This is a genomic window from Methanosarcina sp. MSH10X1 (genome assembly GCF_004099695.1).
Classification (GTDB): Archaea; Halobacteriota; Methanosarcinia; order Methanosarcinales; family Methanosarcinaceae; genus Methanosarcina.
In genome coordinates, this window is sequence record NZ_SCHL01000035.1 from 1 (window position 1) to 14,078 (window position 14,078).

General features: G+C 43.5%; 11 protein-coding genes and 2 pseudogenes. 9 read left to right on the forward strand and 4 right to left on the reverse strand.

Annotation, left to right across the window (positions count from 1 at the left end; genetic code table 11):
* Positions 1 to 13: 13 nt before the first annotated feature.
* The 7 genes and pseudogenes from EQO05_RS14990 to EQO05_RS15020 all read left to right on the forward strand — a co-directional run bounded on the left by EQO05_RS14990 (position 14) and on the right by EQO05_RS15020 (position 9,373).
* Positions 14 to 85: a hypothetical protein gene (locus EQO05_RS14990; RefSeq protein ID WP_240664777.1), complete on the forward strand. Its 72-nt coding sequence runs from the start codon at positions 14 to 16 to the stop codon at positions 83 to 85.
* Between the two features lie 441 nt (positions 86 to 526).
* A pseudogene (mttB, locus tag EQO05_RS14995) lies at positions 527 to 2,014 on the forward strand ([trimethylamine--corrinoid protein] Co-methyltransferase).
* An 18-nt stretch (positions 2,015 to 2,032) separates the two neighbouring features.
* On the forward strand, positions 2,033 to 2,686 hold the full coding sequence (locus EQO05_RS15000; RefSeq protein WP_128507890.1) for a B12-binding domain-containing protein: 654 nt from the start codon (positions 2,033 to 2,035) through the stop codon (positions 2,684 to 2,686).
* A 97-nt stretch (positions 2,687 to 2,783) separates the two neighbouring features.
* Positions 2,784 to 3,656 (forward strand): annotated as a pseudogene (locus tag EQO05_RS15005) (hypothetical protein); the annotation flags it as partial.
* Positions 3,657 to 3,697: 41 nt separating this feature from the next.
* Positions 3,698 to 3,826: a hypothetical protein gene (locus tag EQO05_RS16170; protein WP_255420872.1), complete on the forward strand. Its 129-nt coding sequence runs from the start codon at positions 3,698 to 3,700 to the stop codon at positions 3,824 to 3,826.
* Entirely contained in the window at positions 3,823 to 4,041 is a 219-nt protein-coding gene (locus EQO05_RS15015; protein ID WP_128507892.1) for a hypothetical protein, read from the forward strand. The genes EQO05_RS16170 and EQO05_RS15015 overlap by 4 nt, the downstream gene beginning before the upstream one ends.
* Positions 4,042 to 4,372: 331 nt before the next feature.
* Positions 4,373 to 9,373, forward strand: coding sequence for a PKD domain-containing protein (locus EQO05_RS15020; RefSeq protein ID WP_128507894.1), 5,001 nt, complete (start codon positions 4,373 to 4,375; stop codon positions 9,371 to 9,373).
* Positions 9,374 to 9,606: 233 nt separating this feature from the next.
* On the opposite strand, the gene EQO05_RS15025 is transcribed toward EQO05_RS15020, so the two are convergent.
* The 4 genes from EQO05_RS15025 to EQO05_RS15040 form a co-directional block, all read right to left on the reverse strand.
* Entirely contained in the window at positions 9,607 to 10,290 is a 684-nt protein-coding gene (locus EQO05_RS15025; protein ID WP_128507896.1) for a DUF5591 domain-containing protein, read from the reverse strand.
* A gap of 351 nt (positions 10,291 to 10,641) precedes the next feature.
* Positions 10,642 to 11,823, reverse strand: a complete 1,182-nt coding sequence (locus EQO05_RS15030; protein WP_128507898.1) for an aminotransferase class I/II-fold pyridoxal phosphate-dependent enzyme — start codon at positions 11,821 to 11,823, stop codon at positions 10,642 to 10,644.
* A gap of 80 nt (positions 11,824 to 11,903) precedes the next feature.
* On the reverse strand, positions 11,904 to 12,395 hold the full coding sequence (locus EQO05_RS15035; RefSeq protein WP_128507900.1) for an Lrp/AsnC family transcriptional regulator: 492 nt from the start codon (positions 12,393 to 12,395) through the stop codon (positions 11,904 to 11,906).
* Between the two features lie 70 nt (positions 12,396 to 12,465).
* Positions 12,466 to 12,843 (reverse strand): 30S ribosomal protein S8e, encoded by a 378-nt coding sequence (locus EQO05_RS15040; RefSeq protein WP_128507902.1) that lies wholly within the window; start codon positions 12,841 to 12,843, stop codon positions 12,466 to 12,468.
* A 543-nt stretch (positions 12,844 to 13,386) separates the two neighbouring features.
* Here EQO05_RS15040 and EQO05_RS15045 point away from each other — a divergent pair.
* On the forward strand, positions 13,387 to 13,716 hold the full coding sequence (locus EQO05_RS15045) for a DUF6951 family protein (RefSeq protein WP_240664776.1): 330 nt from the start codon (positions 13,387 to 13,389) through the stop codon (positions 13,714 to 13,716).
* A gap of 240 nt (positions 13,717 to 13,956) precedes the next feature.
* Positions 13,957 to 14,078, forward strand: a 122-nt coding sequence (locus EQO05_RS15050; protein ID WP_240664779.1) for a DUF169 domain-containing protein, incomplete at its 3' end; no start/stop codon positions are given.

The following is a 14,078-nucleotide window of genomic DNA, read 5'->3' on the forward strand; positions in this document are numbered from 1 at the left end:
TATTGCTGCAAAGATGAATATCGAAAAACTGCTCGATATAAAGATAAACTCCTGCAACACCTTCAGAAGACAGATAGGAAGGTAAAAAAAGTTTTATCAAAAATTAGAGGAAGCTATCAAGAAATTATAACTGATGCTGTCAGATATAATAATATTATAAAAGATGGGGATATTAAAGCAGCGGGGACTTAGTCAGGGAAGGCGTGGGATTTTACTGAAAACCGCGCACCTTTTCCTTATAACTGCAAAAGGGAGAAATGGCTAACATTTAGAGTTATGGAAAAAGGACTCGTAGATATGTATAGGTTCTTAAGGAATGTGGGGGCACCAAATTTTTCTTTTTGAGGCGTAGCCTGAACCAATAAGTTTTATCAAAAACTCTTGAAGAAGTTCTCTACCTATTCCAGAAAATCTATTCCTGCCCACATTTCCGTGAAATCATGCCTTAGAAAAATGCAGGCTTTCCCCAATGTGATAAAAGTGAACTAAAGCAAATTGAAGAAACTCAAGAATAAGGAGAGAGGAAATGGCAAAAAATAATGCAGTTGCTGGATTTAACGCACTGAATGGCGTAGAGTTAAACCTTTTTACCACTGACGAACTCAAGGCAATTCACTATGCAACCATGGAAGTTCTGATGAACCCTGGTGTTCAGGTTTCTGACCCCGAAGCAAGGCAGATCTTCAAAGAAAATGGCTGCGAAGTTGATGAAAAGACCAGCGTTGTAAAAATCCCTGAATATTTAGTAAGGAAAGCTCTTCAGCTCGCACCCTCCAGATTCGTCCTCTGGGGCCGTGACAAAAAGAACAATACTGTCCAGGAGTCCGGAGGTAAGGTGCACTGGACCTGTTTCGGTACAGGAGTGAAGATGTGTCGGTACCAGGATGGGAAGTATGTCACTGTAGACTCGGTAGAGCAGGACATCGCAGACGTTGCAAAGCTCTGTGACTGGGCTGAGAATATTGACTATTTCTCCCTTCCGGTGTCTGCCAGGGACTGGGCCGGGAAAGGTGCACAGGATGTCCATGAAACTCTTACCCCTATAGAAAATACCGCAAAACACTATCACCACATCGACCCTGTCGGAGAACATGTAGATTACTACTGGGACATCGTAAAGGCATACTATGGCGGCGACGAAGAGGAAGCAAGGAAAAAACCCATTTTCTCAATGTTGCTCTGCCCGACCAGCCCGCTCGAACTCAGCGTCAACGCCTGCCAGGTCATTATTAAGGGTGCACGCTTTGGAATCCCGGTTAATGTGCTCAGTATGGCAATGTCAGGTGGATCTTCTCCTGTATATCTTGCAGGAACTCTTGTGACCCACAACGCTGAAGTCCTTTCCGGAATTGTGCTTGCCCAGTTAACTGTTCCAGGAAGCAAGGTGTGGTATGGAAGTTCCACAACTACCTTCGACCTGAAGAAAGGTACTGCTCCTGTCGGATCTCCCGAACTCGGCCTGATAAGCGCTTCTGTCGCAAAACTTGCCCAGTTCTATGGCCTGCCCTCCTATGTGGCAGGCACCTAGTCTGATGCCAAGATCCCGGACGACCAGGCAGGACACGAAAAAACAATAACCTGTCTCTTCCCGGCGCTTGCAGGCGCAAACACCATTTACGGAGCCGGAATGCTTGAGCTCGGAATGACCTTCTCAATGGAGCAGCTGGTGATTGACAATGACATTATTAATATGGTCAAGAAGGCAATGCAGGGAGTTCCGGTTTCAGAAGAAACTCTTTCCGTTGAATCCATCCAGAAAGTAGGCATTGGAAACAATTTCCTCGCCCTGAAGCAGACCAGGCAGCTTATAGACTATCCTTCCAGCCCGATGCTTATTGACAGGCGCATGTTCGGGGACTGGGCAGCTGCAGGCTCAAAAGACCTTGCAGCAGCTGCACATGAAAAAGTGGTGGACGTTCTTAAGAATCACCAGGTAAAACCCATCGACGCAGACATCCTTAAAGATATGCAGGCTGTCGTGGACAGGGCTGATAAGGCCTTCAAAGAGAGCTAAGATCAAGGAGGAGTAAAAATGGCAAGCAAAGAAGAAATCATTGCAAAAGCAAAAGAAGCAATTACCGAGTTCGATGAAGAAATGGCTGCAGAAGTCGCAGAGGAAGCCCTTGCTGCAGGAATTGACCCTGTAGAGCTTATTGAAAATGGATATACTGCAGGCATGCAGGAGGTAGGAGAAAAGTTTGAACAGGGAGCTCTTTTCCTGCCCCACGTGATTGCAGCTGCAGAGGCTATGAGTGCAGGTATAGAAGTTATCACGCCGGAAATGGAGAAGCGCAAGTCCGAGACAAAGAGCCTCGGAACTGTTGTTATCGGAACCATTGAAGGCGATATCCACTCCATCGGCAAGGACATTGTTGCTTCTATGCTCAACATTGCAGGTTTCAAGGTTGTGGACCTCGGAAGAGATGTTTCGATTAAGACCTTTGTAGAAAAAGCAAAGGAAATCAAACCTCAGGTTGTTGCATCCTCCGCACTTATGACAACCACAATGGTAAACCAGATCCAGATCGAAGAACAGTTGAAGGAAGCAGGTATCCGCGACCAGGTAAAAACCATGGTCGGAGGCGCTCCTGTTACTCAGGACTGGGCAGATAAGATCGGTGCTGACATCTACGGTGAAAGTGCCAATGATGCCGTCAGCAAAATAAAAGCAGCCCTCAAGGTCTGATTCCTGAAATAGCAGGCAGTCCGGGAATCACTGGCAGGTTATACAGACCTGATCCCCGGCACACCTGCCAAAAACTCCAATAAAAGAAGGAGTTGGCATGGATCTGAAAGCTTTAAAAGCGCAGGAAAGCAAACGAAAAATCAGTAAAGGGTATATGTGGACACTTTTTTGTGCTGTTTTCTGAGGCATCTGGTATCTGCCTGGCACTGTTGTCTGGGTACTCAACCCGTTCGATGAAATGAATAACACCATCGCCGGGACGAGCGGAGATGCAGTGTCCCTTGTTGTAACAGCGGCCCTTATTACCGCATTTAATGCACTTACAGTTATACTGGCTCTCATGCTCTGGAATGGCGTGCTTGGGAAATTCGGAGAACTGGGACGGACACTAAAGGAATTCCATCCCTGTTCCAAATGGTTCTTCCTTGCCTCAATCTTCGGCGGACCCATAGTAATTCTCGGTTCTTTTATGGCAATGGGCTTTATTGGGGGAGCATTCGCAGCCGTCACAGCCCTTCCCTATCCTGTAATAGGTTCGATACTTGCTTATTAATGGTATGGAGGAAAGATCAGCAAGAGGGCAGCAACCGGAATTATAATTATTATTGTCGGTGGAATCGCAACCTTTGGCGGTGGAGTTATAACCGAGCTTGCTGCAGGAAATGTCCCCTGGATAGGATACCTCGGAGGTTTGATGGCTGCTACCGGCTGGGGTATTGAAAGTGCAATTGCAGGTAAAGGGCTTGACATTGCAGAACCGGATGCAGGGCTCACTCTTCGCTTCTTTGGAGAAAATATAATCTGGTGGATTATTATAGTGCCGATCCTGGCAATCCTTGGCTTCCCGATGTATTCATTTGCATTCCAGGTCTTCGAGCCTTTAACGATATTGATCCTGGTTTTTGCAGGTCTTACATTTGGTTTCTGTTATGTCTGCTGGTATAAATCTTTCCCGCTTATCAGGGCAGGGGCAGCATCAATTTCGATATCATAGAACTGGCTTCAGGAGGGATGCTGAAGGATGTGGAGCAGAAAATCGATGAAGGAGGAATCTACAAAAAAGATTTCCTTGTGCACAAGTACGTAATTACCGATTTCGGAAGGGTTCGGGGTTCGGATGCCTGCCTCAGATATGTATGAAGAGAAGGAGGGAAGAGAGGGTACAAACTGCAGCTGCTATGGAAGCCTATAACGCTTACTGGACGAATTCTTTCACACCGGCAGCCGATATCATGTGGATGGTTTTGATCCTGATCCTGGCGATAGTAGCCCTCTGGCAGGCCAGATCTTCGTTTCAAAGTTCTGAAGCTTCAGTGGGAAAGAAAAAGCAAACCCGGTTAAGAAGAATAATATGAAATCGAGGTCTTTCTACAATTTTAGAGTGTTTTGTTGAATTAATTCTCAGAGTGGAATTAATCCTGTTTCAGGTGCGGTTGACTGTGCTTACAATATATTTCTTTTTCTCTAGCCTGATCTGTAAGTATGGTAGTCCCTGCCGAAAATCTTAAGGTTCTGACAGTCCGAAAATTTAATTTTGACGGTAAAGAATTTACTGTTACTATCTTTGTTAATAGAAGAAAGACTATTATATTTTAATTTACAATTATTCTACACAGTTCTGTGAAATCTTCTTTACCTGTTCATTTTTATAGTTGCACCTGTTTGCGACATATTGAGGGGTCTAAAATGAAAGGGATGAAATTTAACAAAACATGTAGGGGACAGATCTTCATTAAAGCTCTGGGGATAATGGCACTTGCTTTTCTAATGCTGGTGAGTATTGCAGGTGCCTCACAATTTGCATACGTTACAAATGAAGAAAGTAACAATGTCTCTGTAATTGATACGACAACAAATAAAGTTAAGGCTACGATATCTGTAGGCTCCGATCCTGTGGGAGTTGCAATTAATCCGAACGGAACAAGGGTATACGTGTCAAACGCTAATAGCAACGATGTCTCCGTAATTGACACGGCAACAAATACCGTTATAGCCACGGTGCCTGCAGGAAGTTCTCCTGAGGGAATCGCAACCAGCCCGAATGGAAAAAAGGTATATGTAGCGAACAAAGGCAGTAACACTATTTCTGTAATTAATACCGTCTCAAATAACGTTGAAAATACAGTAAATACAGGAAGAAATCCTGTGGGAGTGGCTGTAAAATCGGATGGAAAAAAGATATATGTAACAAATTACGGGGATAAAACTATCTCTATAATTGATACTGCCACACAGAGTGTTGTAAACACAGTATCCGTAGGAAGAAGCCCTGAGGAAATTGTGATCACACCAGACGGAAAAAAGGTGTACGTGGCGAACTCCGGTAGTGGGAGCATCTCTGTAATTGACACGGCAACAGGAAGTGTTACAAATACAATAGAGTTCGGGGGAATTCCTTCCGGAGTTACAGTCAACCCGCAGGGAACAAAGGTATATGTCACCATTAACGCTGAACCTTTCAGCACTGTTTCTGTAATTGACACTTCTACAAATAAAGTTACAGCCACGATACCCGTAGGCTCCAGTCCTATGGGAGTTGCAGTCACCCCGAACGGAAAAAAAGTATACGTGGTGATTAACCATTATAACTCTGTCTCTGTAATTGACACTGAGACCGGCACGGTTACAGCCACGGTGCCTGTAGGAAAGAGCCCCTGTGCTTCAGGCCAGTTTATTGGTTCTATCCCGGTACAACCAGTTTATCCTGTGGCGAACTTCAGCAGTAATATCACATCGGATTATGTTTTTCTTTCAGTACCTGTGCAGTTTACAGATCGCTCGGAGAATGCGATAGAATGGAAATGGGACTTTGGAGATGGATCCGGTTCAACAAAGCAGAATCCCACACATGTCTATTCTGCCGCAGGAATCTATACCGTTACCCTGGAAGTAAGTAATTCAAATGGTACAGATTCAAAGCTTGCTACGGTAAATGTTGTGCCAAAAGGTACTCCTGCGCCTTCATATGCATACATCACGAACTTCAACAGCAACACTGTTTCTGTAATTAACACGAGCTCGGATGCTGTTACAGCCACGGTGCCTGTAGGAAAAAAACCTATGGGGGTAGCAGTAAGCCCGGATGGAACAAGGATATACGTGGCTAACGTCAACTACGAGGGGCGTGGTACTGTCTCTGTAATTGATACCGCCAGAAACGAGGTTACAGCAACCGTGGATATAGGCTATAAATACGGCCCCTGCGGAGTTGCAGTTACACCGGATGGAAAAAAATTGTTTGTGGCAGATCGTGATATAAACGGTGTCTCTTTAATTGATACAGCTACAAACACTGTTACAGCTACGATGCCTGCAGGAGCTAACCCCTTAGGGGTTGCAATTACACCTGACGGGACAAAAGTATATGTAACGAACCGTTACAGCGACAATATTTCCGTAATTGACACAGCCACAAATAAGGTTACAGCGGCTGTGAAAGTTGGACTTGGCCCCTCTGGGATTACCGTTAACAGGGAGGGAACAAAAGTATATGTGGCGAACTGTGAAAGTAATTCTGTTTCTGTAATTAATACGAGTTCGGATACTGTTACAGCTACCGTGCCTGCAGGAGAATGGCCTATGGGAGTTGCAATTAGCCCGGATGGAGCAAAGGTATATTTGGCAAATGAAGGCAGTAACGATGTCTCCGTAATTGACACCGCAACAAAAACTGTTATAAGTACTGTAAGAGTCGGAAAAAGCCCCTACGGAATTGCAGTAAGCCCGGATGGAACAAAGGTATATGTGGCAAACTTCGGCAAAGACAATGATCTTGGAAAAACGGTCTCTATAATTGACACAGCTACAAACAGGGTTACAGCCACGGTAAACACAGGTTTCAGCCCTATTGCACTCGGTCAGTTCATAACTCCCCCTCCAGCACAACCCATGCTGCCTTTTGCAAATTTCAGCAGCAATCTGATATCAGGGTATGCTCCGCTTTCTGTCCAGTTTACGGATCTTTCGAAGAATGCAGACGGGTGGAACTGGGACTTTGGAGATGGGTCCGGTTCAACACAACAGAATCCAGCACATAATTACCCTATAGCAGGGGATTACAAAGTAACGCTTAAAGTAAATAATAAAAACGGTACTGACTCCGGATCTGCCACAGTAACTGCTCTGGCATACCCCGTATTTTCTGCATCCCCAACTACAGGAAAAGCGCCACTTACTGTTAGTTTTACTGACCAGAGTACAGGCTCGCCCGCTGCCTGGAACTGGACTTTTGGAGACGGAACTTATTCAACGGAAAAGAACCCCCTGCACGTGTATAAAAAACCCGGAAAATATTCAATTACATTGACACTAAATGAAACCGGGAAGATCAATGCAGTAACGAAATCCGGTTATATCATGGTCTCAAACGGATATGAAGCTCCTGTTGCTGCTTTTTCTGCGACTCCGGTTTCAGGAAAAGCACCGCTTGCAGTTAGCTTTACCGACCAGAGCACAGGGTCGCCCACTTCAAGGAAATGGACTTTCGGAGACGGCACGTACTCAACCGGGAAGAATCCCGAACATACATACAGCAAAGCAGGATTATATCCTGTTACATTAACGGTAAGTAACGCAGATGGCAGTAATACGTTAGCAAAAACCGGTTATATTATTGTTTCAAATGTTTTAGATAGCCCTGTCACTGGTTTTTCCGCGTCACCCGCTTCAGGAAAAGAGCCGCTTACCGTTGATTTCACAGGACAGAGCAAAGGAGCTCCAACCTCATGGAAATGGTCTTTCGGAGACGGAAATAATTCAATTGATAAAAATGCTGTACACACATACAATAAATCAGGGCTTTACTCGGTTAGATTGACAGCCAGTAATGAAAAAGGCAGTAATACGTTAACAAAATCAAGCTATATCGCGGTCTCAAGTGTTTTAGATGGTCCTGTATCCAGATTTTCTGCTTCTCCTACTTCAGGAAAAGAGCCGCTTACGGTTAGTTTCACTGACAAGAGCATAGGGACGCCAACTTTATGGAAGTGGTCTTTCGGGGATGGAAATACCTCAACAGATAAAAATCCTGTTCATATGTATAATAAGTCGGGATTATACAATGTTACACTGGCAGTAAGTAATGCAAATGGCAGTAATGCGTTGACAAAAACGGGATATATTGCGGTCTCAGGCGCTCGGGATGATATTCCTGTTACTGGCTTCTCCGCATCCCCTGCTTCAGGAAAAGCGCCGCTTACGGTTAGTTTTACTGACAAGAGCACAGGGGCGCCAACTCTATTGAAGTGGTCTTTCGGAGACGGAAATAATTCAACAGAAGAAAATCCTGTGTACACATACACCGAATCAGGACAATACAATGTTAGATTGACAGCAGGTAACGCGAACGGAAATAATGCGTTGACAAAATCCAGTTACATAAATGTGAGTTCTGAAGGCGGTACTGTGATATCGGACCCCGGTTATATTGTCCCTGTCACCGCCTTTTTAGCAACTCCAGCTACAGGGAGTATGCCTCTTACTGTCAGTTTTACGGACCAGAGCACAGGGTCACCAACGTCAAGGAAATGGACTTTCGGAGATGGAACATATTCAACGGAAAAGAATCCTGTACATACATACAATAAATCGGGAAGATACCCTATTACATTGACAACGAGTAATGCAAACGGCAGTAATGCATTGACAAAATCCGGTTATATTGTTGTCTCAAGTGTTTTAGATGGTCCGGTTTCCAGATTCTCGGCATCCCCTACTTCAGGAAGTATGCCTCTTACTGTTCATTTTACTGACCGGAGCACAGGAGCGCCAACTGCATGGAAGTGGTCTTTCGGGGATGGGAATACTTCAACAGAGAAGAATCCTGTACACATATACAATAAACAAGGACGATACAATGTTACACTGACAGCAAGTAATGCAAACGGCAGTAACGCACTGACAAAGACTGGCTATATTGCTGTTTCGAGTACTTTAGCTGGACCTTTTGCTGCCTTTTCTGCATCGCCGGCTTCAGGAAAAGCCCCGCTTACTGTTAGTTTTACTGACCAGAGCACAGGATTTCCAGCTTCATGGAGATGGACTTTTGGAGACGGAAATAACTCAACAGAAAGAAATCCTGTATACATATACAATAAACCAGGACTTTATTCTGTTTCATTGACAGCAGGCAATTCAAACGGCAGTAATGCATTGACAAAGTCCAGTTATATTGCGGTCTCAAGTGTCCTGGATATTCCTGCTGCCGGCTTTTCCGCATCCCCTGTTTCAGGTAGTGTACCGCTTAAGGTTAGTTTTACTGACCAGAGCACAGGGTCGCCAGCTGCATGGAGGTGGACTTTTGGAGACGGAGGCAATTCAACAGAGAGGAATCCTGCACATACATACAATAAATCAGGCTTATATCCGGTCACATTGACAGCGAGCAATGCAAACGGTAGTAACGCATTGACAAAAACGGGATATATTGCTGTTTCAAACTCCCTTATCGCGGCTTTTTCCGCATTTCCGACCTCAGGACTTGCTCCGCTTAATGTCAGTTTTACTGACAACAGCAACGGATCGCCAGCTGCATGGACATGGGCTTTTGGAGATGGTAATACCTCAATAGAAAAGAATCCTGTATATACATACAATAAATCAGGAAATTATACTGTTAGTTTAACAGTAAATAATTCGGGGAGCATCAGTACTGAAACCAGATCCAGATACGTCTCAGCTAGCAAATAAATGAGAAAGAGTGCAGAGCTTTGAGATCAAGAAGAGAAAAATATTTTAAACTGAAAATATATGAAACTGACTAAAAAATCGTACTCTAAAGAAACCCTGCATAGACATAAAGGGGATTCTACTCGGAAATATTTTCTTTAACTATACTTTTAGTGGAAATAACCATAAATTGTGTATTATCGAAGGAAAAAACTACAAGCTTTATATTTAAAAGATAAGGAGGATGCTAAATCTTAAAGGACATACCAGTCCGTGTCGTCGACCGAGAGATCTTCCTTAAGTCCGACTTTTCTTTTTGGCAGGTTAAGAGCATCGGTAACTGCGTCCGAGAGATCCTGAAGGTACTCTCTTGAGGAGAGGCTGTTATAAATGAAGGGTTTATCTGGCTGGATCATTTTCTGGATAGTTGATTCCCTTGGAACGATAACAACCTCTATATCAACCATTTCCACGGCTTTTTCCATTGCAGTCCGGAAATCTCCGATACAGTAAGCTATCCTGTGCTTGTAGTTATTTCTTGTTTTATCAAGGTAAGCCGCGAGCCTTTCGCTCTCCATTTTTATAAAATCACGTTTGATCTTTGTGACATTACATTTGCCCATCATGAAACTGTAATGCATGAAAGGATACTCGGTATCAAGCTCCCTCGGCGTAATCCCGCAGGTTCCGAAGGTTACTATGTGTACATCCTCAGGTTTTGCAATCCCAAAAATCACCCTGTCGAACTTTTTATGGGAAGGGCTTTCATGATAGGGTTTCCTTTTGGCACAGGGCACGAAAATACAGAGTTCCCTGTATGGGGCTTCATACTCGCTCAGGACCCATTCATTGGCTCTTATCATGTCCGGGTGGTAAATTACCCTATCAGTATCAAGAGGTTCTCTGGAACGCTCATCCTCAGGAATAATGGGTTTCATAAACGTCAAGCTAATTGAGCCTGGAAATTATATATATAATTAACTAATTCGGCAGCCATAGAAGTTATGGTTTTGAAGAAATTTCCTAACTAAAACCTGATCAGACAAAAACGAGCTTATGATGGGGAAAATGGAATAAATTAAGGTTTAATTAGAATAAAAATTAGGTTTACTAAAGTAGAAATTAGGTTTATTAGAGTAGAAATTAGTTTTAATTAGAGTAAAAATCAGGTTAAATTTGAGTAGAAATCAGTTTTAATTAGAGTAAAAATCAGGTTAAATTTGAGTAGAAATTAGTTTTAATTAGAGTAATAAAAGTTTTAAAAGGAGATTCGGGAAAATCGGCAGAACTCACAGCTTCAGGCCGTCCACAAAGTCTCCCATTCTATCCAGGGCTTTTCTGATGTCATCTATAGATGCAGCATAGGCGCAGCGCAGGAACCCTTCACCTGCTTCTCCAAAGACATCTCCTGGAATTGTAACAACTTTCTTTTCGTCCAGAAGGCGTTCTGCAAACTCGGAGGAAGAGAGCCCGGTATTTCCTATATAGGGGAAAGCGTAAAATGCTCCTCTGGGGTTGCAGCAATCAAGCCCTATCCTGTTAAAGCCCCTTACAATAAAGTGCCTGCGTCGATCATATTCCCTGACCATCCGTTCCATTTCATCTTTACCGTTGCGTAAAGCTTCGATTGCCCCTATCTGGGCGGTTATTGGGGCGCAAAGCATCGAATACTGGTGAATCATCATCATAGAATGTATAATCTCAGGCGAACCCATTGCAAAGCCGAGCCTGAGCCCTGTCATTGCATAGGCTTTGGAGAATCCGTTGAGCATAACAGTCCGCTCTTTCATTCCTTCAAGGGAAGAGAATGGGACATGCTTGCTTCCATAGGTCAGGCACTCGTAAACTTCGTCCGAGATAACAAACAGATCATTTTCCACAACAAGGTCGGCAATACCCTCAAGATCTTCCTGTGTCATGATAGCTCCCGTAGGATTGTTAGGGAAGTTTAGAATAATTGCCTTTGTCTTGTTTGTGATCGCAGGTTTGAGTGCTTCTGCAGTCAGGCTGAAATCGTCATCCCTGTGTGTGGAAACAATAACAGGCTTGCCTCCTGCAAGAACGACAGAAGGTACATATGCCACATAAGAGGGCTGGACTATAATAACCTCATCTCCGGGATTGACCACTGTCCTTACTGCTATATCCAGAGCTTCGCTCACACCTGTTGTGATGAGTATCTCGGACGAAGGATCATAGTCCAGACCATAGCGACTGTAATAAGTTCTGGTGAGTTCGTCTCTGAGGTCCGGAAGCCCGTAATTTGAGGTATATGAGGTTTGCCCTTTTTCCAGAGAATGGATACACATTTCACGGATGTGCCACGGAGTAATAAAGTCAGGCTCTCCTACACCAAGGGAGACTATATCCTCAAGTCCGGAAACCAGATCAAAAAAACGGCGTATTCCTGAAGGTGGAATATTTTTCACAGCGTCGGCAACAAACTTAGAAGGATCGCATGGAGGTCTCAAGCAAAACACCCCTATAAAAAACTGTATGAGTACTGTAAACGTGAAATCGAAAGGGAAATCAGGCTTTAAGCCAGATCGTATTAGAACGATACTGGTAGCCTTGTAATCGTCTCAGGTTCATGCAGGATAACCCCATCTTCTTTATAGGTTTTCAGTACGAAGTGGGTTGATGTGCTCTGTACCTGATCAAGGGTTGCAATTTTCTCTGCAACGAAAAAAGCCACATCCTTCATCGATTTCCCCCGGACGGTAAGGGATATATCATAATTCCCGGATAAGAGCCTGACTGATCTGACTTCCGGGAACTTGTAGATTCTTTCTGCAATTGCCTGATAGCCCTGATTGCGCTCGAGAGTAACCTTCAGCTCAATCACGGCATAAACGTAGTTTTCCCCGACCAGGTCCCAATCAACTATGGTCTTATAGTGCCGGATAACTCCCGTTTCTTCAAGTTTTGCGATCGTCTGGGAAACCTCCTGTGCAGACATATCTGTAAGGGATGCGATTTCCTCCGGACTCGTTCGGGCATCGTTTTCAAGGATTTCCAGTATATGTCGAATTTTTTCATCCATGTCGGTCACCGGCACAAAGGTAAGGAATTTGATAAGGGACCCCCGTTTAAGGGGAAAATCTTACAGAAATTTATTCAATTAATACAGCGTTTACGACTCCATCCTGCCCTGGTCTGCTTGTAACTCTTGCAGTTCCAAGAGGAGTCCTTATTACAGAGCCTTTTGTCAGAATGTTACGCCTGGTATAGTGCTTGTTTGCAGCATTGTCGATAACAGTCTCAATGGGCGCCGGGGCGGTCTTTCCGTCTTTGGGATTGGTTATGTTTGCAACATTGCACTGGAGAAGTCTTACCTTCCTGTTGCCACCCATTGTGTGGACATTCTTCCTCTTTATTTCACTTATACGGGTCTCCGCAGATTCGCGGCCCATTTCAAACTTGCGCTTCCCGCGGGCAGCAATAATTTTCCCACCGGTCACTTTTCTTCTGGAGCTACCTTGCCATCTCATATTAAAACCTCATAATATATTGGAGTTATAATCAATGTTTATCCTTGATGATAATTTCTGTACTTTCCGATTGTAAATATACTGTAATCCTGATATGGTGATCGTGTCAGGGCAAAAGCATACCTGTCAGTAGCGTAATTGCTCTGATTATATATTAATTGTATTAACAGGAGTACTTAACTAGCATATTTGCTATGGACTATTCAATACAAATAGAATCGTATAAGAACTTTGCGATCAGGTAGCCAGAGAAAAATTCAATTTTTGTGCCCTGCCTGAATGGAAGTACTGCCTCTGTAAAAGAAGATAAAGGACATATAAACAAAGATTGCAGGATCTTAAGCATAGAAACCAGAGTAAGTCGAAAGTAAGTTATGAATAAACGTAAAGAAAAGGGGAATAGGATTAAAATTATATAAAAATAAAGTAAATAAATAATTGTACAGGTTAATACTGAAACATTGATTTCTACATTAAGTAATTGATGCCCAAAAAAGGGATACGGCTTTCAGGCGAGAAAAATAACGATTATCAGGAGAGAAAATGATGGTTACTGAAATCTCACTGAACACAATATGCGGACACACAACAAAAATAATTGCCACAAAAGAAGGGAAGAATACTCACGTACATATTAAGACTACATGCGAGAAATTAAGGAAATGGGGCACACATTTTGATATGGAGATGAAAGACCTCATGGGGGGCCCCGGAACCGTAATTGGCCAGAAGATGGCTGAAGCCCCACTTACACCTACCTGTTTAGTCCCGGCAGCGGTAATGAATGCCTGCTGGCTTGAAAATGATATGATTTCGAAGAATCTTGCCCGAAAAATGGGAAAGATGGAAATTATCTTTGATAAACTTGAGTGAATTTCCCAATAACCCCTTTATTTCCTTTGGAAAGATCCGCAATACGGAAGAGAAATTGAAGATCATGGATGTACTGTGGAAAATTGCCTGTATACATACAAACTCGGGAATGCTTATATCAAGGCTCTTAAAAACACTTAATAAATGTTGAAATAACATTACTATCTCAGAAGGAATAAAAGTTTCAAAACCCGAGTTGAGAATATGGATATAAAAGAGATAAACAAATATGGGCAGGAAATGGTAGAGTGCCTTAAACTCACGACTTCTCCTGTTGCAGTAAAACTGATTCCTAAAGGAGGAGAAATTCCGGAAGGGATTAACAGGGTAGATGAGGCTATGAGACACTGCCAGCTGGTTGA

Bases quoted from the DNA above. Each gene is read 5' to 3' on its own strand.
- EQO05_RS15000 (WP_128507890.1), top strand. From the start codon at position 2,033: ATGGCAAGCAAAGAAGAAATCATTGCAAAAGCAAAAGAAGCAATTACC.
- EQO05_RS16170 (WP_255420872.1), top strand. From the start codon at position 3,698: ATGCTGAAGGATGTGGAGCAGAAAATCGATGAAGGAGGAATCTACAAA.
- EQO05_RS15015 (WP_128507892.1), top strand. From the start codon at position 3,823: ATGAAGAGAAGGAGGGAAGAGAGGGTACAAACTGCAGCTGCTATGGAA.
- EQO05_RS15020 (WP_128507894.1), top strand. From the start codon at position 4,373: ATGAAAGGGATGAAATTTAACAAAACATGTAGGGGACAGATCTTCATT.
- EQO05_RS15025 (WP_128507896.1), bottom strand. From the start codon at position 10,290: ATGAAACCCATTATTCCTGAGGATGAGCGTTCCAGAGAACCTCTTGAT.
- EQO05_RS15035 (WP_128507900.1), bottom strand. From the start codon at position 12,395: ATGGATGAAAAAATTCGACATATACTGGAAATCCTTGAAAACGATGCC.
- EQO05_RS15040 (WP_128507902.1), bottom strand. From the start codon at position 12,843: ATGAGATGGCAAGGTAGCTCCAGAAGAAAAGTGACCGGTGGGAAAATT.
- EQO05_RS15045 (WP_240664776.1), top strand. From the start codon at position 13,387: ATGATGGTTACTGAAATCTCACTGAACACAATATGCGGACACACAACA.